The 25449-nt window shown below is 42.4% G+C and carries 22 protein-coding genes and 1 pseudogene; 5 read left to right on the top strand and 18 right to left on the bottom strand.

The genetic code is table 11. From position 1 onward, the window contains the following. The first annotated feature begins 143 nt into the window (after positions 1-143). From G5B11_RS08035 to G5B11_RS08020, 4 genes are all read left to right on the top strand, one after another. On the top strand, positions 144-827 hold the full coding sequence (locus G5B11_RS08035; RefSeq protein ID WP_173727525.1) for a response regulator transcription factor: 684 nt from the start codon (positions 144-146) through the stop codon (positions 825-827). After that, entirely contained in the window at positions 824-1855 is a 1032-nt protein-coding gene (locus tag G5B11_RS08030) for a sensor histidine kinase (protein WP_004849789.1), read from the top strand. The genes G5B11_RS08035 and G5B11_RS08030 overlap by 4 nt, the downstream gene beginning before the upstream one ends. Before the next feature lie 123 nt (positions 1856-1978). Beyond that, positions 1979-2644: an ABC transporter ATP-binding protein gene (locus G5B11_RS08025; protein WP_009896684.1), complete on the top strand. Its 666-nt coding sequence runs from the start codon at positions 1979-1981 to the stop codon at positions 2642-2644. 13 nt (positions 2645-2657) lie between these two features. Further along, a complete protein-coding gene (locus G5B11_RS08020) occupies positions 2658-5288 on the top strand; it encodes an ABC transporter permease (RefSeq protein WP_173727523.1) in 2631 nt (876 codons plus the stop codon). 143 nt (positions 5289-5431) lie between these two features. Here the strand turns inward: G5B11_RS08020 and G5B11_RS08015 are convergent. The 10 genes and pseudogenes from G5B11_RS08015 to G5B11_RS07970 form a co-directional block, all read right to left on the bottom strand. Beyond that, positions 5432-5551 (bottom strand): annotated as a pseudogene (locus tag G5B11_RS08015) (helix-turn-helix domain-containing protein); the annotation flags it as partial. A 220-nt stretch (positions 5552-5771) separates the two neighbouring features. Next, positions 5772-6359, bottom strand: coding sequence for a DUF2812 domain-containing protein (locus G5B11_RS08010; protein WP_004850578.1), 588 nt, complete (start codon positions 6357-6359; stop codon positions 5772-5774). Then, positions 6356-6679: a PadR family transcriptional regulator gene (locus G5B11_RS08005; protein WP_004850579.1), complete on the bottom strand. Its 324-nt coding sequence runs from the start codon at positions 6677-6679 to the stop codon at positions 6356-6358. The genes G5B11_RS08010 and G5B11_RS08005 overlap by 4 nt, the downstream gene beginning before the upstream one ends. Positions 6680-6811: 132 nt before the next feature. Beyond that, on the bottom strand, positions 6812-7186 hold the full coding sequence (locus G5B11_RS08000) for a TnpV protein (RefSeq protein WP_173727521.1): 375 nt from the start codon (positions 7184-7186) through the stop codon (positions 6812-6814). Positions 7187-7190: 4 nt separating this feature from the next. Next, positions 7191-8606, bottom strand: coding sequence for a plasmid recombination protein (locus G5B11_RS07995; RefSeq protein ID WP_015541741.1), 1416 nt, complete (start codon positions 8604-8606; stop codon positions 7191-7193). Positions 8607-8807: 201 nt separating this feature from the next. Continuing rightward, positions 8808-9035, bottom strand: coding sequence for a DUF5348 domain-containing protein (locus G5B11_RS07990; RefSeq protein ID WP_173727519.1), 228 nt, complete (start codon positions 9033-9035; stop codon positions 8808-8810). A gap of 174 nt (positions 9036-9209) precedes the next feature. Then, positions 9210-9449: a complexin-2 gene (locus tag G5B11_RS07985; RefSeq protein ID WP_173727517.1), complete on the bottom strand. Its 240-nt coding sequence runs from the start codon at positions 9447-9449 to the stop codon at positions 9210-9212. 67 nt (positions 9450-9516) lie between these two features. Then, positions 9517-10599, bottom strand: coding sequence for an AAA family ATPase (locus tag G5B11_RS07980; RefSeq protein ID WP_173727515.1), 1083 nt, complete (start codon positions 10597-10599; stop codon positions 9517-9519). Between the two features lie 169 nt (positions 10600-10768). Then, a complete protein-coding gene (locus G5B11_RS07975; protein ID WP_173727513.1) occupies positions 10769-11854 on the bottom strand; it encodes a site-specific integrase in 1086 nt (361 codons plus the stop codon). Positions 11855-11865: 11 nt separating this feature from the next. Continuing rightward, a complete protein-coding gene (locus G5B11_RS07970) occupies positions 11866-12060 on the bottom strand; it encodes a DNA-binding protein (RefSeq protein WP_173727511.1) in 195 nt (64 codons plus the stop codon). Positions 12061-12291: 231 nt separating this feature from the next. On the opposite strand from G5B11_RS07970, the gene G5B11_RS07965 reads away from it, so the two are divergent. After that, complete coding sequence (locus G5B11_RS07965; RefSeq protein WP_173727509.1) at positions 12292-12774, top strand: helix-turn-helix domain-containing protein; 483 nt, start codon at positions 12292-12294, stop codon at positions 12772-12774. 270 nt (positions 12775-13044) lie between these two features. Here the strand turns inward: G5B11_RS07965 and tuf are convergent, their stop codons facing one another. The 8 genes from tuf to rpoC all read right to left on the bottom strand — a co-directional run bounded on the left by tuf (position 13045) and on the right by rpoC (position 25433). Continuing rightward, positions 13045-14238: an elongation factor Tu gene (gene tuf, locus G5B11_RS07960; protein ID WP_173727507.1), complete on the bottom strand. Its 1194-nt coding sequence runs from the start codon at positions 14236-14238 to the stop codon at positions 13045-13047. 156 nt (positions 14239-14394) lie between these two features. Continuing rightward, positions 14395-16518 (bottom strand): elongation factor G, encoded by a 2124-nt coding sequence (gene fusA / locus G5B11_RS07955; RefSeq protein WP_262582756.1) that lies wholly within the window; start codon positions 16516-16518, stop codon positions 14395-14397. Between the two features lie 17 nt (positions 16519-16535). Continuing rightward, positions 16536-17006, bottom strand: coding sequence for a 30S ribosomal protein S7 (rpsG, locus tag G5B11_RS07950; RefSeq protein WP_173727505.1), 471 nt, complete (start codon positions 17004-17006; stop codon positions 16536-16538). Positions 17007-17163: 157 nt separating this feature from the next. Continuing rightward, entirely contained in the window at positions 17164-17583 is a 420-nt protein-coding gene (gene rpsL / locus G5B11_RS07945) for a 30S ribosomal protein S12 (RefSeq protein WP_158421488.1), read from the bottom strand. 212 nt (positions 17584-17795) lie between these two features. Continuing rightward, positions 17796-19037, bottom strand: coding sequence for a hypothetical protein (locus G5B11_RS07940; RefSeq protein WP_173727503.1), 1242 nt, complete (start codon positions 19035-19037; stop codon positions 17796-17798). Between the two features lie 41 nt (positions 19038-19078). Beyond that, positions 19079-19891: a PP2C family protein-serine/threonine phosphatase gene (locus G5B11_RS07935; RefSeq protein WP_173727501.1), complete on the bottom strand. Its 813-nt coding sequence runs from the start codon at positions 19889-19891 to the stop codon at positions 19079-19081. Between the two features lie 55 nt (positions 19892-19946). Continuing rightward, positions 19947-21533: a serine/threonine-protein kinase gene (locus tag G5B11_RS07930; protein ID WP_173727499.1), complete on the bottom strand. Its 1587-nt coding sequence runs from the start codon at positions 21531-21533 to the stop codon at positions 19947-19949. Between the two features lie 186 nt (positions 21534-21719). Next, positions 21720-25433, bottom strand: a complete 3714-nt coding sequence (rpoC, locus tag G5B11_RS07925; protein WP_173727497.1) for a DNA-directed RNA polymerase subunit beta' — start codon at positions 25431-25433, stop codon at positions 21720-21722. Positions 25434-25449: the final 16 nt, after the last annotated feature.

The raw sequence follows: 25449 nt of genomic DNA, 5'->3' as shown, positions 1-25449 counted from the left end.
CAGCCAGCCCGAAAGAATTTACGGACTGGCTGTATCAGCAGAGTAATGTAATTGTGGAACTGACAGAATATTAAATTTTTTTCTCGTTGTGAGGTTTCTGTGACATTTTGCTGATACTATAAAAAGAAAAAGGATGTGATACTATGCGAATACTGGTTGTTGAAGATGACCAGCTTTTGAATAAGACATTAAGCTATAATCTGTCGGCTGTCGGATATTCCGTGGATGGGGCTATGTCAAAGGCTGTTGCCATAAGATTTCTTGAAAAACAGGATTATGATTTAATCGTTTTGGATGTCAATCTGCCAGATGGGAACGGGTTTGATATATGCCATGAGGTAAAAGAACGCCGTCCTGATACCGCCGTGATTTTTCTAACCGCAAATGATATGGAAAGCGATATGCTGAAAGGATTTGAATTGGGCGCAGATGATTATGTAACAAAGCCCTTTCCTATCAGCGTGTTCCAAAAGAAAGTATCTGCTTTACCGAACCGCATTTCAGCACAATCCGGCGGCGATTTCTACGATGACGGGAATTTGTATATCAATTTTTCCGAATTATCAGCCTGTCTCGCAGGACAGCCGATTACCCTTACATCGTTGGAATATCGTTTATTAAAAGTGCTGACAAGAAATTCTCAAACTGTCCTGACACGTCAGGTATTGCTTGAAAAGCTGTGGGATGTAGATGAAAATTATGTGGATGAACACGCACTAACCACAACGATCAGCCGCATCCGCAGTAAAATTGAAACGAACCAGCATTCCTACATCAAAACCGTTTACGGTATGGGCTATATGTGGATTGGAGGAGCGCAAAAATGATTTCAAAAAAACTCTCCTTAAATAAAGTCTGCATAATACTGGCAACTACCATTTTACTTTTATCAGTGGTCATGTTTTCGGTTCTATATATCCTGACCAAAGAAATGTCTGTGGTATTTTGTAGCATGGCTTTTGGTCTGCTTTTTCTACTTTGTGTTACTGCTTTTGTGATACTGATACGGCGAAAGCTGACTTTGTTTTCTGAAATGCTTTGCTGCACCTTAGACGAAATGATGAATGGAAAAATAGATGTATCACAGGTTGCCGAAGAAGAAAACCTATTTTATAAAATCAATCATCGGCTGGTGCGTCTTTATGAGGTTATGCAGGAAAGCAAAAACAGCGTTGCCAGTGAACGAGCTGACTTACAGGAGTTAATTTCCGATATTTCTCATCAGGTAAAGACACCGATAGCAAACTTAAAAATGATAAATGCCACCTTATTAGAACAAGAAGTGCCACCGGATAAACAGCGGGAATTTCTACTTGCCAGTGGCACACAGCTTGATAAACTGGATTTCTTAATGCAGGCTATGATAAAAACTTCCCGACTTGAAACTGGCGTTATCTCACTTGAAAAGAAACAGCAGCCTATCTATGATACTCTTGCTATGGCGCTGGGCGGTATTTTTCTGAACGCTGAAAGAAAGCACATACAAGTTGAAGTAAACTGCCCGGAAACATTGGTTGTTTCCCATGACCGCAAATGGACAGCAGAAGCCTTATTTAACATATTGGATAATGCAGTTAAGTACACGCCGGAGTACGGTTCTATTCGTGTTTGCGTTGAAAGCTGGGAAATGCACCTGAAAGTCAGCATTACCGATACCGGCAAAGGTATTCCCGAAAACCAGCAAGGAGCAATTTTTAGGCGCTTTTATCGGGAAGAAGATGTCCACGATATAGAGGGAATCGGCATTGGGTTGTATCTTGCAAGGGAAATTATTAGCTTACAGAACGGTTATATACAAGTAACTTCTCAAGTAGGAACAGGTTCAACATTCTCCGTTTTTCTTCCCCATGAATAACCTGTTTTTTTGAAATGTCACAGGATTGTGACATTTCAGGGCAATTTATTATGCTGGCTGTGACATTTCTGTGAGGTTTGGTCGTTATAATGGATTTATCAAAAAGAAAGGATGGTGTTCTTTATGAGCATTTTGCAAACGACTGAACTGAAAAAATATTATGGTGCAAAGCCGAACATTACCAGAGCCTTGGATGGTGTGACCCTCTCCATTGAAAAGGGCGAATTTGTTGCTATCGTAGGAACCTCCGGCAGCGGTAAATCTACACTACTGAATATGATTGGCGGGCTGGATGTGCCTACCTCCGGCAAGGTTATTGTGGATGGGCGTGAACTCTCCACATTAAAAGATGAGCAGCTTACTATCTTCCGTAGGAGAAAGATCGGCTTCATCTTCCAGAACTACAATCTGGTTCCGGTGCTAAATGTCTATGAAAACATCGTGCTGCCTGTGGAGCTGGACGGAAACAAGGTAGACAAGAAGTTTATGAAAGAAGTTGTTCAGATGCTGGGGCTGGAGGATAAGCTGAACAATATGCCCAATAACCTCTCCGGCGGTCAGCAGCAGCGCGTAGCCATTGCCCGCGCCTTGGTGTCAAAACCCGCTATTGTTTTGGCTGATGAACCCACCGGCAACCTGGACAGCAAGACCAGCGCTGATGTGCTGGGGCTTTTGAAAACCACAAGTCAGAAATTCCACCAAACCCTCGTGATGATTACTCATAATAATGAGATTGCCCAGCTTGCCGACCGTATCATTCGGATTGAGGATGGCAAGATCGTGCAGTAAAGGGGGCGGGACTATGAATGACATTCTATTTGGCAATAATAATACAAAAACCATCAAGCGGCTGTCTAAACAATATTTCAAGAAGAATAAGGTTCGTAATCTGGCGGCGATTCTTGCGATCGTTCTGACAGCATTTTTGTTTACATCCATCACTTCACTGGCATTTAACATGGTATCCTCCATGCAGCTCTCTATGCAGATGCAGAAAGGCAGCAAGGGAGATGGAACCTTCGGCTATATGACAGAGGAGCAATTTGAGCAACTGAAAAACAGTGATTTTGTGGAGCAGGCAGGTCATCGGCGGACGATTGGATATGCAAGCAACGCCGTGGGTCATTCTGTTGAATTAAACTATGCTGACAGCATACAGCAGGAACTTACATTCTGCGTGCCAACGCATGGTTCAGCGCCGGAAAAGGCGAATGAAATTGCTACTACCGAACTGGCTTTGAAGGCCCTTGGTGTGGAACCGGAGATCGGAGCAGAAGTTCCTCTGGAATTTGAACTGCGGGGAAAAACCTATCATTATGATATGGTGCTTTCCGGTTGGTGGGAAGCAAGCAACGATACGGTCAGCGTGGCGATTCTCTCAGAGCAGTTTGTAAAAGATAATCCGGATGTGGTGAAAAATACCCACGCAGTGGATGGAGAAATCTCAGGGGTTACTTTTTCTGAAGTTGTGCTGAAAGACAAGACGAACATTCAGGAGCAGATGGATAGCTTTGTCTACTCCATCGGCGGCAATCCAGAGGATATGTCTGCCGATAACTTTATCCTCTCTGTTGAAAACCAGATGGGAAAAGCCATGATTTCTTCGGAGTCCATCTTATTTGCCGTAGTATTTGTTTTGATGTTTGTATTGTGTGGCTATCTGCTGATTTATAATATTTTTGATATTTCCGTTATGCAGGATGTTCGGCAATATGGCTTATTGAGGATGATTGGTACTTCTACACGGCAAATTAAAAGCATCGTCAATCGGCAGGCGGTATGGCTGACCCTAATCGGTCTGCCGATCGGTTTAATTGCCGGGCTCTTTGCAGGCAGGGCGTTGCTTCCGGTAGTAATGCGAATTTTCAGTTATGAGTATTCTACGGCAAGTTTGCAGGCATCGGCATCTCCTATGCTATTTGTTATAGCCGCATTGTTTACGATTTTGACAGTGTTTATCAGTACCCGCAAACCGGCCAAAAAGGCATCAAAAGTATCTCCCATGGAGGCAATTCGTTATACGGAGCAGGATGATTATAAAAAGAAAACGGTTACACGAATCAGTGGAGCAAAGCTCTCTCACATGGCATTTTCTAACTTAGGACGTAACAGACGCCGTTGTGTATTCATTGTTGTTTCTATGCTTTTGTGTATCGTTCTGTTCAACTCTATTATCATCGTGACACAGAGTATGGATGAAGAAAAGTGGATTACCCGCACAACAAAAACAGATTTTACCGTCTACAATTCGATTGCAGTCAATGTTCAGGAGGGCTTTAGACATCACGAAGATGCACTTCCACAGCAAGTAGTAGATATGATCCGTGAGCAGAACGGTCTGGAAGAAGAACGGTATCTTTACCGTAACACCGTAGATGACGGTAACGTGCTTGTGGATTACGGCTTTGAGGGACTTACTTGCACAAATACTTTTGAATATGAAAATGGGATTAGCAAGTCTTTCGGGAATTATGCGCTGAATACTGCCCCGGATGCAGAAAATCTTTTCTTTGGAAATGTCTATGGCGCTTCCGAACATTTTTGGTCTGACATGATGATTTATGATGGTGAAACAGATCCTAATGTACTGAAACAGAAAATGCTAACCGGAGAATATGTCATTATCGGAAACCGATTAGACCGACTGAGTGGTGGCCCGAAAACAACATCCCTGTCAGAGCAGTTGCAGATCGGTGATAGCATTTCTTTTTACAGGGATGGTGAGTTAGTCAAAACCTGCACAATTCTGGCAAAAGCCTGCACCGTTGGGACTGAGGACGAAACGCCGACAACAACTACGGCTACGATGCATATTGGCGGCGATGCGCCTTTTGTGTATTTACCAGACACCGTATTCAAACAGATTTACACGACCCCGACCCTGTTGAACTATGGATTTAATATGGATGCTTCTCTGCATCCGCAAATGGAGGACTTTCTGAGCAGTTATGTTGAAAAGAACCCCTCTGTTACCTATACCTCAACAAAATTACTGAAAGAACAATTAAATTCTGTTGCAAGTATGGTTTGGGTTGTAGGTAGTCTGATTGGCTGTATCATGGCATTGGCAGGATTGATTAACTTTACAAATATGATCATCACCAATATTATTACCCGTCGCCATGAGTTTGCGACTATGCAGAGTATCGGTATGACAAATCGCCAGCTTCAAAGGCTGATGGTTTATGAAGGCGTTTACTATGCCGCTGGTGCAGACATCATTGGTGGAGTGGTTGCGCTGCTGCTTGCTGTGACGGTGCTGAAAAATGTCTTGAACTCGCCATCTATGTGGTTCTTTACTCTGCACATTACATTGGTTCCAGCTTTGGTCATCGGCGTGCTTTATCTGTTGCTGGCTGCGGTCATTCCGCTGATCGTTCTCCACTTCTTTAACAAAGGAACTGTGGTGGAACGATTGAGGACTTCGGAATAAGAGTAATTCTCTTAATAACCATGTAAAAAACAAATCAAAAAGGTACTTGATATTGCGCTTCATTGCTTTTATCAAGTACCTTTTTTCATGCAGTATCATATAAGCGTGGATTCGTTATATTTGGTGTGGTATCTTTAACTATGGGAAACTCCCTTTTCCCATTTATTTACCGCTGGAGTAGAAACACCCAGATAATTTGCCACCTGTTCTTGTGTTAATCCCGCAGTTTTTCGATAGTTTTTTATCTGCTCACCAATACGCATTGTTCACACCTCCTGTCCTCATTTCCATTATAGCGTTCCCAATACATGTTTACAATTGAGCCTTTGTTTACTTATTACTTTCTTTTTTTAACTTTCAATTAATTTTCTCTAATATTTATATCATCAGCAACAAACTGCCCACAAGTTTAAGAACGGGCTACTAACCCTCAAACGACAGTGTATTACATTGCATCAACTAAACCAACCTTGTTATCCTGAATCACCACTCCTTCATCTTCGCTTCATGCCTATTTTTCATAATTTGCAACTGGTATATAATGACAGGGATTAGAAAAATCACAGCAACTATGCCTAAAATAACAGACCGATTTACAGTAGCAAATACCGCGAGCATAAGCATTAATAAAAGCCAGGGATTTCGCAAATTACTGTAATAATTTGCCCTATCTTCATAGGACGTATGAAGGTCAAAAGGTTTTCCATCATTTTCTTTTTCTACAATCAGCAATTCCCTGTTAAATGTTGTAGTGTTTGTTGCAACACGACCGCCAATTTCAGCCCACGGACGCCAGCGAACTTTACCAACAGAATAATTAAGATTGATATTTTTATAGAATACGGAATATCCCATTTCTTCCAAGAAATCATGGTAATCTTCAGCATTAGCTTTTGATTTTTGTCCTATAAACTCCACGCAATATTGAACTTGACCTGGCTTACATTTTTCAAATTCATAGAGTAATTTTCCCGTTCGAATAAGGCGATAACCTTTTTCAGCCATCTTATTCAGCCAGTTTTTCTGTACCGTTAGTAGCCCACCAAAAAAACGATAACACTTTTTGCTCATAGTGTACCTCCTACAATTCCGCTTGCAATACCTACAAGTTCACGAAGTCTGATAAGTTCTTTTTCAGCTATCTCCTTTCCTTTTACAGTGATAAGATACTCTTTTTTTCTACCTTCACTATCTCCGAAAAGCTCAATCCATCCCTTTTCCAGCATTGAATTTAATGCACCATATAAAGTGCCTGCTCCCAATGAAAGCCGCCCACCTGTTTTTTCTTCAATGAACTGCATGACAGCATATCCGTGTTTAGGTGAATAGAGTGAAAGCAAAATATAGAATGTCACTTCTGTGAGTGCACCACTTTTCACATTATCCCTCATGGCATTCCCTCCTTATTACGGTTACTGTAATAACTATATCAGTAACCGTAATAAAAATCAAGAGATGTGAAATAAATCTTAATAAGCCGGATAGTATTATGCTTTTCCTGTTCAATCCTTTACAAACAATACTTATATATAAAGTATTTCTCTCAACACCATTTCTTCTGCACTAGCTTTTATATTATTCATCAGTCTAACCCACTTCGTCCGATTCTGTACCTTTAATTCTTCAGTTACGCCCTGTTTTTCTGCCATCTGTTCCATAAGCATGTCCACCTGCTCTCTGCTCTCCTGATCAATTTGATTCAGGTGTTCCGTCAGCTTTCCAGTCAACAACAAATATTGATATTTTGCTAATCTGTGTTCCTTCAGAAACTGTTTCCTCAGCATTCCATATTTCCCATATATCGGTTCTTCTTCATTCAATACCAAATCCGGCAAATAATAATCTCCATGCAAAGTATAGCTTAATCCGTTCTTTTCATCATAAATGTGTGTTTCCATAATCTTATCTCTCCATTTCTCTGTTTTTTGATTTAGTTTTCTTACGCTGCTGATTCTCCATCTCGCTTTTTTTCATTCCCCATGCCAATCTTTCATGAATATTTCCCTTCGGCATTTGTTCCATCCGTCGCTTTTCTTCCAGGACTTTCTCGTTTTGAATATCCTGCTGTACTGCTGTATCTACAGTTTCTATTCCAAGAACACGCACAACACGATCATACCTATCAGAAACACCTTGTAATATATCTTTTTCTTCTGACAATTTCTGATTATCTTTACGTATATCATCCAGTTCTCTCTGAATAGCATTATATTTTTGTTTCACCTTTTGATATTTTCTCTTCCAACCTTCCACCTCTTTCGTGAGTTCTTTAACCTGAGCCGCCATTACAGCAACCTTATTCTTTATTTGAAGAAACAGTGGTTTAATTTTTTTATCTCGATAGGTTACTGCCCGTTCTAGCGTGCCCGCCTCCGGCAGTAACATTTTAACCGTTCCATATTCTTTGATTTCTTTGCTCACACTATCCATAATCGGTTGTAGCTGTTCTCTGCGATCTTCCAGGCTTTTTAGTTCTTTTTCTGCGCTCCCTGCCTTTTGTTCTGCTTCTTGCTTCGCCTTGATTGCCTGTTCCTTATCGTCTTTTAAATTCTGGATATCTGCTCTGGATTCTGCAATTTGTGCTGTTAATTCTTCTTTTTCAGCAGTTAGATGCTCTTTCTCCTGCTCCAATTCCTGTACTTCCTTTTTCCGTTCTTTTTTCTTGAAGTTATAGACATCCAGATGTTCCTCATGAGTACCTTTCTGTTCCCATTCAATTCCATACTGCTTTGCAGTCTCTGCCAGAACTTCTTTTTCATGATTTATCCACTGATTCAGTTCCGTATCATGCTTATTTCCACCTTGAAATCCAAGACTTTTTAATGCCTGTTTCAGTGAAACTCTGGTATCCATTCCTTTTCCTTTCCAGTCCGTCACATAAGGAATAAAGTCAATATGGAGATGTGGAGTAGCCTCATCCTGATGCAGATAGCAACTAAATACCCGAAGTGTCGGATTCCGTTTCTGGAAATCTTTTACATACTCATCCAGTACGTTTACAGCCAGATCTCCTGCTTCTGTTCCAACAGCCATATCTTCTCGGTTTCCAATCTGGAAAATCACTTCATGGAACAACTTTTCCTGTTTTCCTTGGCGAATCTTTTCATAATAATTTGTAATCTGCCGATCTTTTCTTTTCCCGACATTATACCGTTCTACAGCTTCATCAAACAACTCTTTATAGACTTCTTTCAGATTCTCATTCCGGTAACAAATATTTAATTGCACTCTGTCTGGATCAACATTTTCTGCTATAAAATCTCGTCTGTTATGAGCCAGAGACCCTGTCCCGATCATACCACTGATTGTTCGTTTCATCGTCATATTCCTCACCCCGCTTTCTAAAACCAGTGCCAGACATGGCACATAAATTTGTATCTTTGCCAGCTATAGTATAAAAAGAAATATTCGCCGGATACGGCGGTTTTGTTACTTTTGTCAAAAGTAACGCAAAAGCACTTTCGACAGCCGTACCGTCCATCAAAAGTACCCTTGCGCCCTCCGGGGGTACAGAGACCTTTACTCCGGTATCCTTGCCCAGATATATTCCAAGTCACCACAATACGGTGTCCCTACAAGATACCATTCTCTTGCAGGATTCATTTCCATTCTGGTCTGAACCCATTCATCATCAAGCAACACTTCCAGGCATTCTCCACAGTGAAATCCTGTATCAATCCATAGATCGGATGATAATAATCCATATCTTTTGTTATAACTGTTATATCCTAATCTTCCTTCTCTCATTATGCCAATCTCCTTTCATCTACCGTTTCCGCAGGGGTGCCCTGAATCAGGGCTCCCTTTTGAAAATTCTCTTCTCCGCCAGCCAACTCCCAGCTACACATTACCGACTTTCTCCTTATCTGCTATCTACAGGTGCGTGACACGCTCCTGTAATAAAGTAATCAGAAAGAACCTTTACCATCGAAAGTTCTCCGGTATTCCCCGTCTGTCCAGATATTCCTGCTGGAACTTTTCCCTTTCTTCTTCCGTTGGTGCTGTTTTGGATTTGCTGTACACTTCACGATTCACTATTGCATCCAGTTTCTTCTCCAACCCCAACCGGATTTTTTCTTCACCATCGTAGTTATCCATCAAAAAATATTGCAAGAGTTGAAAGAATAACTCGTATGGAATCTGTACACTTTTATTTTGCATCTGTTCTCCTTTCAAGGTAGCAAGATTCCCTCTTCTTAAGAAATGGTAATCTTGCCATCTTCCATTTTTATTCTGGCAACATCCAATACCATTGCTTTCCACGCTTTACGGAATCAATTTCAAGTTCCCGTTTGGCGTTCCATAGCGTTTTACTTTTAATTCCTCTGGCTTCTGCTTCTTCGGCAATTTTCTTCTGTGTCATTCCTCCATTTGCCAGTATCTCAAGGAGAAATTCTTTTGCTTTCCGGCTTTTCTGTCCTCTTCCGTCTCCATTAAGAAGTTCATCGGCACTGATATCATATTCTCCAATCCATTCAAATCCATTATTCTTATCCAGTCTGAATGCAATGGACGTTCCTTCCGGTGCAAGAGAACTCTTCGTATGACACACCACTCTTACTTCCGGTTCATCCTTCACTCGCCCGACAATCAGGACACTTCTTGCAGCAGCCTGAAAATCAATGGAGCCAAGTCCTCGATAAGAAGATTTGCCGTTGCTGTTTTTGTTCATATGACCGATTAAAATGACTGCACAATGATATTTTTCTGCCAGCACTGCGATACGCTTCATCAATGGCCTGATTTCATTTGCCCGGTGCATGTCTACGTCTGCTCCCAGGAATCCCTGTATCGGATCAAGAACAACCATTTTTGCTTTTGTCTGCACGATTGCTTCTTCCAATCTGACATCTGCCATCGTCAGTGGCTGATCGCTGTCATCAATCACCAGCACTTTTGAACAATTGGCACCTGCAGCAAGTAATCTGGGTTTGATGGTATCTCCAAGACCATCTTCTGCTGTCTGATAAATCACATTTACAGGTGACACAGAAGGCTGTTCCTGCATATTGTCTTCGCCGTCTAAATCATTATTCCCACTATCGACTTCGTCACTTTGTTTTTCTTTTGTTTTCGTTGCATCAGTAACAGGAAGAATCTGCTCTCCTCTGGTCAGTTTTGCAATAATCTGAAGTACCATCGTTGTCTTACCTTCTCCGGGATCCCCCTGTATAATGGTCACTTTTCCATAAGGAATAAACGGATAAAGCAGCCATTCTATCTGTTCTACCTCTACTGAATCCATATTGATCAGTTTCAGTTTTGGTTCTATTCTGCAATTCTCAATTTTATTTTTTTCATTCATATTCATTTCATCATCTCCTCCTGCCCTTCCGGGCAAGTCTCTGATGAACAGATATTCGGGAATTGTTGTATCATTCAATTCGTGATATACTGAATCTGCCAAGATGGTATATCAGTGAATCTGATTATCAGAGAACTTGCTCAGATTATTTATCTGGGCTTTTTCTTTTGCCTTTTCAACATTCATCTCTTTCTTCTCCCAATCCGGTAACTGCATTTTCATTATCCAGCAGATTCGCAATCTTCCTCTGCTGATTTGGATAAAGATGTCCATAAGTGTTCAATGTGATACGAATATCTTTATGACCCAATCTGTCCCGAATCAGTAATGGTTCTACATCTTTCTCAATGAGATAAGCCACATGACTGTGTCTGAGATCATGCACTCGGATTTTCTTTACGCCTGCCAGTTCAATCTGCCGTTTCATCTTATGCTGTACCGCTTCCTGAACAACCGGAAATAATCTTTCTGTATCCGGCATTCCGTAGTGACCATCTACAAATTCCTTAATTTCCTCTTTCAGAAATTCTGGAATTTCGATTGTCCGAAAGGACTGTTTTGTTTTTGGTTCTGTGATAATATCCTGCATTCCTGTTCGATAATAAGTCTTATTGATGCTAAGCTGATTCTTTTCAAAATTGATATCAGCTTTTGTAATCGCAAGCAGTTCCCCGATCCTGCACCCAGTCCAGAACAACATCTCAAACATAAGATAATATCTTGTTCCCGGCTCCATTGTCTGTATAAACTGTTTGTACTCGTCCAGTGTCCAGAAATTCAAACTTCTCGAATCTGAATTTCCCATTCGTTTTACTTTCTTGCATGGATTAACCGGCAAATCATAGATTTTAGCTGCATGTGTAAACAGACTGGTCAACTGATTCTGAATCATTCTCAGATAAGAATCTGAATATCCTTTCTTCTGGATTTCATTCTGCCACTGAATAATCTGTGACGCCTTGATCTCACTCATCATCTGATTTCCAAAATATGGAACAATATGCTGTTGCATCATATATCTTTTATTTTTGATTGTTCGATCTTTCAGTTCATTCTGTTTGTCTGAAAAATAAATCTCAATAAAATCGCTCAGCTTCATATCCATACTTCGCTCATTGCTCAACTTTTTGCTTCGTTCAAACTCCAATGCTTCTCGCTTTGTTTCAAATCCACGCTTTCTGCGTTTTTTCTTCTCACCCATAACATTTGTCTCAAACCACTGGGCTGTCCATTTTTTTGTATCTTTTTCTCTGTAAGCCATATTGATCCTCCTTAATTTCCTGCTATTTCATAGCCATACATCTTTTTTGCCCAAAACGCCTTTGGTATTCTTCCAGCCATCGTAATATATCCCTGTGCAGCCAGCTCCTTATTCATAGCTTTCACCAGTTTATAGGCATGAGATTTTGAGCAGTTTAATTCCTGTGCCACTTCATCAGCACTCATCATATAATTGTAACTTGACATTTTGCCTCCTCCTTTCCTCGCCAGGCTTCAAATACGTTTACTGTATTTTTTGTCCGTACGATTTTCGTAAATTGATAATATCATGCATTTATACCATTGTCAATATTTCGTAAACACATTTTTACGAACTTCGTATGTCTTTTTTTCTTTATTTTATTCCAGGTCTGTGATATGATATTTTATAGATTTATGTTTTTCGTAATTTTCTAATATATGAAAAAGGAGGATTCTATGGGTGACGGTAAAAATTTAAAGAAATACCTTGATGAAAAAAGCACAAATGTCCGTAAAATTGCAAAGGCAACCGGAATCAGTGCCACAACCTTATATTCAATTATTCAAAAGGATTCCAATATTCGATTTGATTTTGCATTGAGACTTGCAAATGAATTACAAATTGATGTGAATGAGATATGTTCTGCCAGTCCATTTTCTGGCACAATTAAAGAAGAAGAGATTTATCCTACACTTCCAGACGGATTAAACGGAGCGTTAGATGCAACTCGTGTAAAAACTTACTTGAAGAATTCCATGTATCCACTAATGTATCTTTTCGGTAAGAACAGTATGCCTGATGTAGATAATTTACTTACATCGTTTTATCAACTTGATGATGAAGCCAGACAGGAAGTTGTGGAAACAATCCGTCTGAAATTGCAATATCATCGTGATCCGGAACGTGCTGAACAGATCAAACAGATCAAAGGCTGGTAAAAAAATTACTCCTGTGAATAGCAAACATTCGCAGGAGTTTCTTTTTGGCACCGTTTTGGCACCGCTGGTCTGATTTTTCGGTTTTTAGTTTGTTTGTACTTCGTCTTACTGATTAATTTTCTGCTTACTTTTATCTTGAAAACTCATAGGTGATTTTACTTTCCACTCAACAGAAAAACCCCGGAAACCTTGCGGTTCCGGGGTATCTTACGTTTGGACACAATGTACCTTGCGGTACTCAATATATATAATTAAGATGTTATGCTATAATTATTCGATAACTGTAGCAACACGTCCTGATCCAACAGTACGTCCACCTTCACGGATAGCGAAAGTAAGACCCTGGCTCATAGCGATTGGGTGGATCAGCTCGATAGTCATCTCGATGTTATCTCCAGGCATGCACATCTCTGTTCCTTCTGGAAGGCTGATAACGCCTGTAACGTCTGTTGTTCTGAAGTAGAACTGTGGACGATAGTTGTTGAAGAATGGTGTATGACGGCCACCCTCGTCTTTTGTCAGAACGTAAACCTGAGCTGTGAATTTTGTATGGCATGTAATTGTTCCTGGTTTAGCAAGAACCTGTCCACGCTCGATCTCGTTTCTCTGAACACCACGAAGAAGTGCACCGATGTTATCACCAGCCTGAGCCTCATCCAGTAATTTACGGAACATCTCGATACCAGTTACAACAACTTTACGTGTCTCTTCTTTAATACCAACGATCTCAACTTCCTCAGATACGTGAAGAACACCAGCCTCTACTCTACCAGTAGCAACTGTACCACGTCCTGTGATAGAGAATACGTCCTCTACAGGCATAACGAATGGCTTATCTGTGTCACGCTGTGGATCTGGAATGTAGCTGTCAACAGCATCCATAAGCTCCATGATCTTATCGCCCCACTCGCTGCTCGGATCCTCAAGTGCTTTAAGAGCAGATCCTCTGATAACCGGGATGTCATCTCCTGGGAAGTCATACTCGGAAAGAAGCTCACGGATCTCCATCTCTACCAGCTCAAGAAGTTCCTCATCGTCTACCATATCACATTTGTTCATGAATACAACGATGTAAGGAACACCTACCTGACGGGAAAGAAGGATGTGCTCTTTTGTCTGAGCCATAACACCATCAGTAGCAGCAACAACAAGGATAGCACCATCCATCTGAGCTGCACCTGTGATCATGTTCTTAACGTAGTCAGCATGTCCTGGGCAGTCAACATGTGCATAGTGTCTATGCTCTGTCTCATACTCAACGTGTGCTGTAGAAATTGTGATACCACGCTCTCTTTCCTCTGGAGCTTTATCAATGTTCTCAAAATCTGTAGCTGTGTTACCAGCAACTCTCTCTGACAGAACTTTTGTAATAGCTGCTGTTAAAGTAGTTTTACCATGGTCAACGTGTCCAATGGTACCAATGTTACAATGCGGTTTTGTTCTCTCAAACTTAGCTTTTGCCATTTTAAAACGTCCTCCTTGAATATTGGCTCTTTCTATACAGAGCTCCAATTTCGATTTTAAACTTGCTATCCTTGATTATATTGCAAATCAAGGATATTTGCAAGCATTATTTATTTTATCAAATACAAGTTACTGTTTACAGTAACCAGTCCTGAATCAGTCTTTCTGAGCAAGGATCTTTTCCTGTACGCTCTTTGGAACCGGCTCGTATTTCTCAAAGAACATGGAGTAGTTACCACGTCCCTGAGTTCTTGAACGCAGGTCTGTTGCATATCCGAACATCTCAGACAGCGGAACATATCCACGGATCATCTTGCCACCGCCGATATCTTCCATACCCTCGATACGACCACGACGGGAGTTGATATCACCGATAACATCGCCCATGTAATCCTCAGGTGTTGTTACCTCTACCTTCATGATAGGCTCAAGAAGGATCGGTGCAGCCTTATGCATTGCATCTTTGAATGCAAGAGATCCGGCAATGTGGAATGCCATCTCAGAAGAATCGACTTCATGGTAAGAACCGTCATATACGTTTGCATGAACGCCGACTACCGGATATCCGCCAAGGATACCAGCCTTCATAGCATCTTCGATACCTTCGCCAACTGCAGGGATGTATTCCTTCGGAATAGCACCACCAACAACTGTGGACTCGAACTTGTACAGTTCTTCTCCGTTGGCATCCATAGGCTCGAATTTAACTTTACAGTGACCATACTGTCCACGACCACCAGACTGCTTTGCATACTTGCTGTCTACATCAACTGCCTTGGTGATTGTCTCTTTGTAAGCAACCTGAGGAGCACCTACGTTTGCTTCTACGTGGAACTCACGAAGCAGACGGTCAACGATGATCTCCAGATGAAGCTCACCCATACCAGCAATGATTGTCTGTCCAGTTTCCTGGTTTGTATGAGCACGGAATGTAGGATCCTCTTCAGCAAGCTTTGCAAGAGCCTCACCAAGTTTACCCTGGCCAGCTTTTGTCTTAGGCTCGATAGCCAGCTCGATAACCGGCTCCGGGAATTCCATGGATTCAAGGATTACAGGATGCTGCTCGTCACAGATTGTATCACCGGTTGTGGTGAATTTGAATCCGATTGCTGCAGCGATATCACCGGAGTAAACCTTGTCCAGCTCCATACGCTTGTTGGCATGCATCTGAAGGATACGGCCAACACGCTCTTTTTTGCCTTTTGTTGAGTTGTATACATAAGATCCGGAATTCATTGTTCCTGAATATACACGGAAGTATGCAAGTTTTCCAACGAATGGGTCTGTCATGATCTTGAAAGCCAGAGCAGAGAACGGCTCTTCATCAGAAGAATGTCTTACTGTCGGGTTTCCATCCATATCAACACCATCGATTGGCGGGATATCTGTTGGAGCAGGCATATACTCCAGGATAGCGTCCAGAAGCTTCTGAACACCTTTGTTTCTGTAAGCGGAACCGCAGCATACCGGAACAGCTGTACATTCACAGGTAGCTTTTCTCAGAACAGCTTTCAGTCTATCAACAGTCGGCTCCTCACCTTCCAGATATTCCATCATTAATTCGTCATCCAGCTCACAGATCTTCTCGATCAGTTCTGTATGATAAAGCTCAGCATCTTCTTTCATATCATCCGGGATATCAACGATAGAAATATCGTCACCCTTTTCATCATTGTAGATGTAAGCTTTCATCTCGAATAAGTCAATGATTCCCTTGAAATCATCTTCTTTTCCGATTGGCAACTGCAGGCAGATAGCGTTTTTACCAAGACGGGTCTTGATCTGCTCTACTGCGCCATAGAAATTTGCACCCAGGATATCCATCTTATTGATGAATGCCATACGTGGTACATTGTAAGTGTCAGCCTGACGCCATACGTTCTCGGACTGTGGCTCAACACCGCCCTTCGCACAGAATACACCAACGGCACCATCAAGTACACGCAGGGAACGCTCAACCTCTACTGTGAAGTCTACGTGACCAGGTGTATCAATGATATTGATACGATGCTCAAGTGCTCCTGGCTTCGGCTTGCAGTTCTCCTCAAGTGTCCAGTGACATGTTGTTGCAGCTGATGTGATCGTGATACCTCTCTCCTGCTCCTGCTCCATCCAGTCCATGGTAGCAGTACCTTCGTGAGTATCACCGATCTTGTAGTTGACACCTGTATAATAAAGAATACGTTCAGTCAGGGTTGTTTTACCCGCATCGATATGAGCCATGATACCAATGTTTCTGGTTCTCTCAAGCGGATATTCTCTACCTTCTTTTCCAGCCAATGGATTTTCCTCCTCGATTAGAAGCGATAGTGAGCAAATGCTTTATTTGCCTCAGCCATCTTGTGCATGTCTTCTTTCTTCTTAACAGATGCGCCTGTGTTGTTCATTGCATCTAAAAGCTCGTTAGCCAGTCTTTCCTCCATTGTCTTCTCGCCTCTCTTGCGGGAATATGTGGTCAGCCAGCGAAGAGCCAGAGCCTGACGTCTGTCAGCTCTTACCTCGATCGGCACCTGATAAGTAGCACCACCGATACGTCTTGCTTTTACTTCCAGAAGGGGCATGATATTGTTCATAGCCTCCTCAAATACTTCAATTGCTGGTTTGCCAGCTTTTTCTTCGATTCTGGTGAATGCGCCGTATACGATCTTCTGAGCAACACCTTTCTTACCATCTAACATAATGTTATTGATAAGCTTTGTTACCACTTTGTTATTGTATACCGGATCAGCCAGAACGTCTCTTTTCTGAGTATGTCCTTTACGTGGCACGTTACTTCCCTCCTTAATCAATAGATTATCTCATCGGTACTCACGCAGTAAACTATTGCATGTTCGCACTGGTAATGGTCCTATATTTAACCCGCAACCGACAGGGTATATGGAATACCGTACAAATATCTATAGTTTCCGCAATTATACGGATGAATTATTTTTTAACCTTAGGTCTCTTAGCTCCGTATTTGGAACGAGCCTGTTTTCTGTTAGCGACACCTGCTGTATCCAGTGTACCTCTGATGATGTGGTATCTGGTACCAGGTAAGTCCTTAACCCTTCCACCACGGATCAGTACAACACTATGCTCCTGAAGGTTATGTCCCTCTCCTGGAATATAGCTTGTTACTTCGATACCGTTGGAAAGACGAACTCTGGCGATCTTTCTAAGAGCTGAGTTAGGCTTCTTAGGAGTAGCTGTCTTAACAGCTGTACAAACGCCACGTTTCTGCGGTGCAGACTGCTCAACTGCTTTCTTTCTTAAAGAGTTGAATGTCTTCTGCAGAGCCGGTGCTGTAGATTTCTTTACAGTGGTCTGACGACCTTTTCTTACTAACTGGTTGAATGTTGGCATTCCATTTCACCTCCCGATTTATTTCTCCATGCTTAACATGGGGCCTTGCGGTTGCTATTATCTTTTGACATGCAAAAAAAATATGCTTTATTTCGCACGCTTTTTGATTATATCCTGTAAAGATTAGACTGTCAAGGCATTTTACATGTTTTTTCTTGTTTTTTACAGGCACCTCACATGTTTTCTTGTTTTTATTTTCAACCTTTTTATTTTCACGATAATGATTCCATACTACTCTCATCTGTCCCCTCGTAGGATTTCTCCCATATCTCAGAGAACACTGCCAGAGGACAGTCTGTCAGCATACACATCAAAAGAAAACATTCATAAGGATTGACTATGTATATATCACTCATACCGCATTTTTCCAGAAGCTTCTGACCTTCTTCAATAAAATGATGATAGCGCTTATAAGGATCTTCATCTTGCATTTTCTGAGAAATTATGAAAAACTCCAAAGTTAGAAGATCAAATCTTTCTACCGGAAATTTGTGGTTCAGGATGTTTGTGATCCTCTGTCGGCTGAAACGCTTTTGGCTGAAATGCTTTGCCAAAATGGAAGCAGACATTTTTTTCAGATTTCCCATTTTGTTGATAGGAATCCCATTACAGATCACCTTTTCCAGATCTGAAGGTGTAATATTCTCTGCTGTCCATCTTCTGTGCCTGCCTTTTTCATCTTCATCCTTCTGATACAGATCAGCAATGACCTGCTTTGCCTGTTCCAGGAGTCTCATAAATTCCTGAAATGCCTGACTCTTTTCAGATCTGGGGTCTACCCAGCCAGCTTTCAGTCCTGCCAGATATTCCATCAGTTTTTCCTCTGTATCGATCATCAGGCCTCCCCCACAAGCAGCTGTCTCATTTTGTATTGCAGCCGGCACCAGTTCTTTGTATTTTTCTTTATATTCCTGTGCCTTTGCATACAGGTAATGATGAGTATAGCAATACCAGTAGATCACCTCTTCCGGATTTGAAAAATCAAAATCCTGCTCCCGCAGCACACGGGTAAGGAAATCCGACACATCTCCTGCACTCATCCGCAGGCCGAATCCTAAAAGGAATACAGTATCACGTTTCACAGATGCCTGTGTCAGCCAGTTATTTATAAGAGCCGGCAGCTTTGTTGATGTGGGGTTCATTGACTTAGGTGTACAGGTTTCTTTAAATGATTCTAATGCAATCTCCCTGTAAACCTCCTGTGGAACCTGTGCAAAAGGCTCTTCCAGCCCTGCCCGCTCATAAATATATCTTTTCAGATGATCTCCAAAGGATACCAATTCCATCTCTTTATAAAGATAATGAAAGATTACCTCCGTATCCTTTTCTTCAAAACTATCCAATTCAACCACCTGACGAAACCTCTGGGCTGCCTTCCTTGTAAATTCAAAATCCTTAACTGTATCAAATACAACGGTCTGTTCAAAATCCAAATCCTTCATCCGATTATTCATGATCAAACACCTTCTTTATTTAAATGCTCCCTGACATTTCCCTACAGCTGCAATACTTTCTTTAATCTTTCCCTTATGGGTTCTTTTGCCTTTCTTTCATGAACCTGACAGAGAATCACAGTTGCATTATCTCTGCCGCCCTTTTCAAGTGCAAGCTTCATCAGATCATGGACTGTATCTGATGCATTCTTTCTCCTGTTCAGGATTGCCTGGATCTCCACTTCTGTAAGCATATCCGAGATTCCGTCCGAGCACAGCATGATCCTGGTATCCGGCTGACAATCAATCTCTGCCACAGAAGGCTGGATCACCATATGGTCCTCAGGAATCCCAAGATACTGAGTAAGAGGAGCTTTTCCGAAAAGCCCGTTCCCCTGAACATGGTCGGTAGACATCCTGAAAAAGGCTCCATTTCTTTCCTGATAGATCCGGCTGTCACCTACATTACACATATACAGCTTCTGTCCGGCAAAAACAGCCATTGCCAAAGTTGTTCCCATCGTACTGATACGATTCTTTGCAGCATAACTGCACACAGCCCGGTTCATTTCCCTGCATGCTTCCTGTACAAACTCTTCTGCCCGATGTTTCAGCTTTGCTCTGTTCCTTTGATAGTAACTGCCCAGCCTTTCTGCTGCCAGCTTTGCTGCTACTTCTCCGCAGCTTTCACCACCCATGCCATCAAAAAGAGCCAGTACAGGAAATGTCCGGCTGGAACACCTTTCTTCGGATATTTTTCCGGATCCATCATTTATTTCAGGAAGCATGTGCCCACAGCACCAGAAATTGTCCTCATTATTGCTGCGTACCTTTCCCCTGTGACAAGCATAAGCATACTCAATATCGTAATTCATTCTATAGTCCTTCGTAACTGTAAGGGTACTGAACAGTTACAATCCTTCTTTTATTCTATTCGTCAAACTGCTCCAGAGAATTTTTCCAGTATTTTTCTCCCCGCTTATTGTACTCTGTACTGTCGGTTTCTTTGTCATGAACGATCCCATCAGCATCAATCCAGCGAATCAGCTTGCCTCTTCTGTCATAATAGTATAATTCCTGCTTGCTATCTGTCCAAATATATGCAAAAAACAGACGTTCATCCCAGTAATAATATTCTTCATAAACACCATCATCGGACATCTCTGGATAGATCAAAGTCTTTACCAGCTTGTTGTTCTGATCATAATATCTTAATCTTTCGCCTTTTTTCCCTACTTCCTGGCAGTCCGGAAGCTCACTGACAATTTCGGAAGCCTGCTGTTTTATAGTCTCAATAGCAGTGGAAAAATCATCAACCTGCGCTGTATGTGTATCATTTTCCTCCAGGATGCTTACTACCTGGTTGGATTTGCGCAAGGGAAGATTCTCTTCAAGCATGCTTCTTACATATAAAATCGTTATTATACAAGCTGCCAGTGCAATCCCGGCAGCCAGTACACTCCACAAAGCGGGTCTTCGTTTCACTTCGTCCGGCCCTGACTTGATCTTATCAAGTAGTTTAGAATGCTTTTTCACAGGTTTGGACCGTTCGCTTTCCACTACCGGCTTTTCTTTTGGTTTCTTTTCCGAATCTGTCTCCATACGTCCATGCAGCAGATCATCCATTGCATAATAAAACTCCTCAGGTGTCTGATACCGTTCTTCCGGGCGATATGCACAGGCCTTCAGAATAATAGTGGAAAAAGCCTGGTCAGCATGAACTGGCGGAATCAATTCTTCTCCTGACATCCGCTTCGCCAGGGCATTTTCTTTGTCCCTGTACGTGATCAGCTGCTTCTCCCTGCTTAGAAATGGCAGTCTGCCATCATTCATCAGCTTATACAGTACAATTCCCAAAGAATAAATATCTACTCGCCGGTCATACAGCTCGCCTCTGTACATCTCAGGAGCCATGTAGGAATAGGTACCCTTCTTGGACATGTTGCTCATAGAACGCTCCAGCTCCCTGGCAATACCAAAATCACCCAGCTTAAAATCGCCAAAATACGATACAAATATATTCTCTGGCTTAATATCCCGATGTATAATATTCAACTGCCTGCAGTAATGTAAAGCCTTTGCCAGATCGCACCCCAGCTTCAATACTTCATTCTGGGTAAGAGCCTTACCTGCACAATACTCAGTGAAGCTGATCAGATATTCCATTCTAATATAAATATCCCAACCGATCTCATCAAGATATTCCACAACTTTATAATCTTCAACGGAAACAATATGGGAATTCCCCCTGAAACATTCCATGGTGCTTACTTCTTGAATACATTCATCCACAAGATTCTGAAAGTATTCCCGTACTGAATCATCGCCAGATATTTCTTCCCGGATACTGTTCAGTTCATCTGGGTTTCCAGGTATAGTAATGATCTTGATTGCAGAATAAAAAGGCCTTCCCTGTTCTGTTCTTTCTGCTTTGTAAACTCTGCCGAAGGATCCTTCCCCGATTTTTTCGATAATCTTCCATTCTGGCCATACAGAAGCTGGCAATTCCTTATCCATGGATTTCCTCCTTTCCGAATCTTTTTCTTTACAGTATTATACTAGAATCATATCACAAAAGATAGCATTCCCTGTATTTTCCTATTAAAAGCTGCAGTCAGCATACAGATACGAAAAGGCCGCAGTCCGGATTTGCTCCGAACCGCAGCCTTTAGTTATCTTATGGATTTCACTCTTTGCTGAAATTTATTCTTCTGTATCCTCTTCAGGAATTTCATCTTCCCCCAGATCCTCAGAAGCATCCTCCGGCTCGTCGTCGATCTCAACTTCTTCCATGTCATCCAGAATCGGAAGATCATCCTCATCCTCATCAATGGCAAAATCCTCTTCTGTTTCCTCTGGCATGCCTGTATCAAGTTCTACATCACTATAGCACTTCATACCGGTTCCGGCAGGAATCAGCTTACCGATGATTACGTTCTCTTTAAGACCGATCAAATGGTCAACCTTACCTTTGATGGCAGCCTCAGTAAGGACTTTGGTGGTCTCCTGGAAGGATGCAGCTGACAGGAAGGAATCTGTAGCAAGAGAAGCCTTGGTAATACCAAGCATGCCCTGCTTTCCGGTAGCCGGACGAAGTCCTTCTGCCTCAAGCTTCTCATTGACTTCTTCGTATTCCAAATAGTCAACCAATGTACCTGGCAGGAATTCACTGTCACCATTATCTTCGATACGGATTTTCTTCAGCATCTGATGAACAATAACCTCAATATGCTTATCGTTGATCTCAACACCCTGGAGACGATATACACGCTGAACCTCACGAAGCATATAATCCTGAACAGCACGAACACCCTTGATACGAAGGATATCATGTGGATTCACGCTACCTTCTGTAAGTTCATCACCGGCCTCCATAACCTGTCCGTCCACGATCTTGATGCGTGATCCATATGGAATCAGATAAGTTTTGGAATCACCGTTCTCCGGATCTGTTACGATAATCTCTCGTTTCTTCTTGGTATCATTAATAGTGGCAATACCCTTGATCTCAGTGATAACAGCAAGACCCTTTGGCTTTCTCGCCTCAAAAAGCTCCTCCACACGAGGAAGACCCTGTGTGATATCACCACCGGCAACACCACCGGTATGGAATGTACGCATGGTAAGCTGTGTACCAGGCTCACCAATGGACTGAGCAGCAATAATACCAATAGACTCACCAACCTGCACAGGCTCGCCTGTAGCCATGTTGGCACCATAACACTTGGCACATACACCAACTTTACATTTACATGTAAGGATAGTACGAATCTTAACCTGCTCAACAGCTCCGCCGGTAATATTATCCACGCCTTCCTTCATGATACGTGCCGCACGTCTCGGTGTGATCATATGGTTCGCTTTAACCAGAACCTCACCGTCTTTATTCTTAATCGTCTCGCAGGAAAAACGTCCTGTGATACGATCCTGAAGGCTTTCGATCTCTTCTTTGCCATCCATAAAGCCTTTCACATACATACCGGAAATCTCTGTTCGATTCTCGCAGCAGTCCATCTCACGAACGATCAGATCCTGTGAAACATCTACCAGACGTCTGGTCAGGTATCCGGAATCGGCGGTACGGAGGGCTGTATCAGACAGACCTTTACGTGCTCCATGTGCAGACATGAAGTACTCCAGTACGTCAAGACCTTCACGGAAGTTGGACTTGATAGGAAGCTCGATAGTATGACCGGTTGTATCTGCCATCAGGCCTCGCATGCCGGCAAGCTGTTTGATCTGTTTATCGGAACCACGGGCTCCGGAGTCAGCCATCATGAAGATATTGTTGTATTTATCAAGTCCTGTCAGCAGTGCATGAGTCAGCTCATCATCTGTCTTCTTCCAGGTGTCTACAACTTCTTTGTAACGCTCTTCTTCTGTGATCAAACCACGCTTATAGTTCTTTGTGATCAGATCCACGGTATCCTGAGCCTGTTTGATCATCTCAGGTTTCTGAGGCGGCACAGTCATATCTGAAATAGATACTGTCATGGCTGCTCTTGTAGAGAACTTGTAACCCATAGCCTTAATGGAATCAAGTACCTCTGCTGTTTTTGTTGCTCCATGTGTATTGATAACTTTTTCAAGAATCTGCTTCAGCTGCTTTTTACCAACAAGGAAGTCTACCTCAAGAACAAGCTCATTGCCAGGAATGCTTCGATCAACAAATCCCAGATCCTGTGGAAGGATCTCATTAAAGAGGAAACGTCCTAACGTGGATTCTACATTACTGCTGATCACTGTACCATCCGGCATTTCTTTGCTGCAGCGTACACTGATCTTGGTCTGCAGCTTGATTGCTTTATTCTCATAAGCAAGGATTGCTTCGTTAACGCTCTTGAAGAATTTACCTTCACCAATACTTCCCGGTCTTTCCTGTGTCAGATAGTAAATACCAAGAACCATATCCTGAGAAGGTACTGCTACAGGGCCTCCATCAGACGGTTTCAGAAGGTTGTTTGGTGAAAGCAGCAGGAAACGGCACTCAGCCTGAGCTTCCTGGGAAAGTGGAAGATGGACAGCCATCTGGTCACCATCGAAGTCCGCATTAAATGCAGTACAAACCAGCGGATGAAGCTTGATTGCCTTACCTTCAACAAGGATCGGCTCAAACGCCTGGATACCCAGACGATGCAGTGTAGGTGCGCGGTTCAGCATAACCGGATGTTCTTTGATAACGTCCTCAAGCACATCCCAAACAGCCGGCTCAAGCTTCTCTACCATCTTCTTAGCATTTTTAATGTTGTGGGAGGTTCCGTTGGCAACAAGTTCTTTCATTACGAATGGCTTGAACAACTCGATTGCCATCTCCTTAGGCAGACCACACTGATAAATCTTCAGTTCCGGTCCTACAACGATAACGGAACGTCCGGAATAGTCAACACGTTTACCAAGAAGGTTCTGACGGAAACGTCCGGATTTACCTTTCAGCATATCGGAAAGAGATTTCAGGGCTCTGTTGCCAGGTCCTGTTACCGGACGGCCTCTACGTCCGTTATCGATCAGCGCATCTACAGCTTCCTGAAGCATACGCTTCTCATTGCGGACGATAATATCCGGAGCGCCAAGCTCCAGCAGTCTTTTCAGACGGTTATTACGGTTAATAATACGTCTGTACAGATCATTCAGGTCGGAAGTAGCAAATCGTCCTCCGTCCAGCTGTACCATAGGACGAAGATCCGGCGGAATAACCGGGACCACGGTCAGGATCATCCACTCCGGACGGTTGCCGGACTCTCTGAAGGACTCAACAACCTCCAGACGTTTGATGATACGTGCTCTCTTCTGACCAGTCGCATCCACCAGTTCAGCCTTTAATTCTGCAGAATCCTTCTCAAGATCAATAGCTTCAAGAAGTTCTTTGATGGACTCGGCACCCATACCTACACGGAAGCCACTTCCATAGCTTTCCCTTGCTTCCTGATACTCTCTCTCTGTAAGGATTTGCTTGTACTGGAGTCCGGACTCAGCCGGATCCAGTACAATATAGTTTGCAAAGTAAAGAACTTTCTCCAATGTTCTTGGTGAAAGATCCAGGATCAGTCCCATGCGGGACGGAATCCCTTTAAAATACCAGATATGGGAAACCGGCGCTGCCAGTTCAATGTGTCCCATACGCTCCCTGCGGACAGAGGCTTTTGTTACTTCTACACCACAACGGTCGCACACAACACCTTTATAACGGATTTTCTTGTATTTTCCGCAATGGCACTCCCAGTCTTTGCTGGGTCCGAAAATCCTTTCGCAGAAAAGTCCGTCTTTTTCAGGCTTCAGTGTTCTATAGTTGATGGTCTCAGGTTTTAAAACCTCGCCTCTTGACCACTCTCTGATTTTCTCAGGGGACGCCAGTCCTATCTTAATGGCATCGAAAGTCATTGGCTGATATGTTTCATTGGTATTAGTTGCTTCTGCCATGTATTCTTTCCCCTTT

Origin of the sequence: Blautia glucerasea, from assembly GCF_013304385.1 — a bacterium.
Taxonomy (GTDB): Bacteria; Bacillota; Clostridia; order Lachnospirales; family Lachnospiraceae; genus Blautia_A; species Blautia_A ammoniilytica.
Note: the sequence above shows the minus strand (reverse complement) of the source record. Positions and strands in the feature narration are given on the sequence as shown.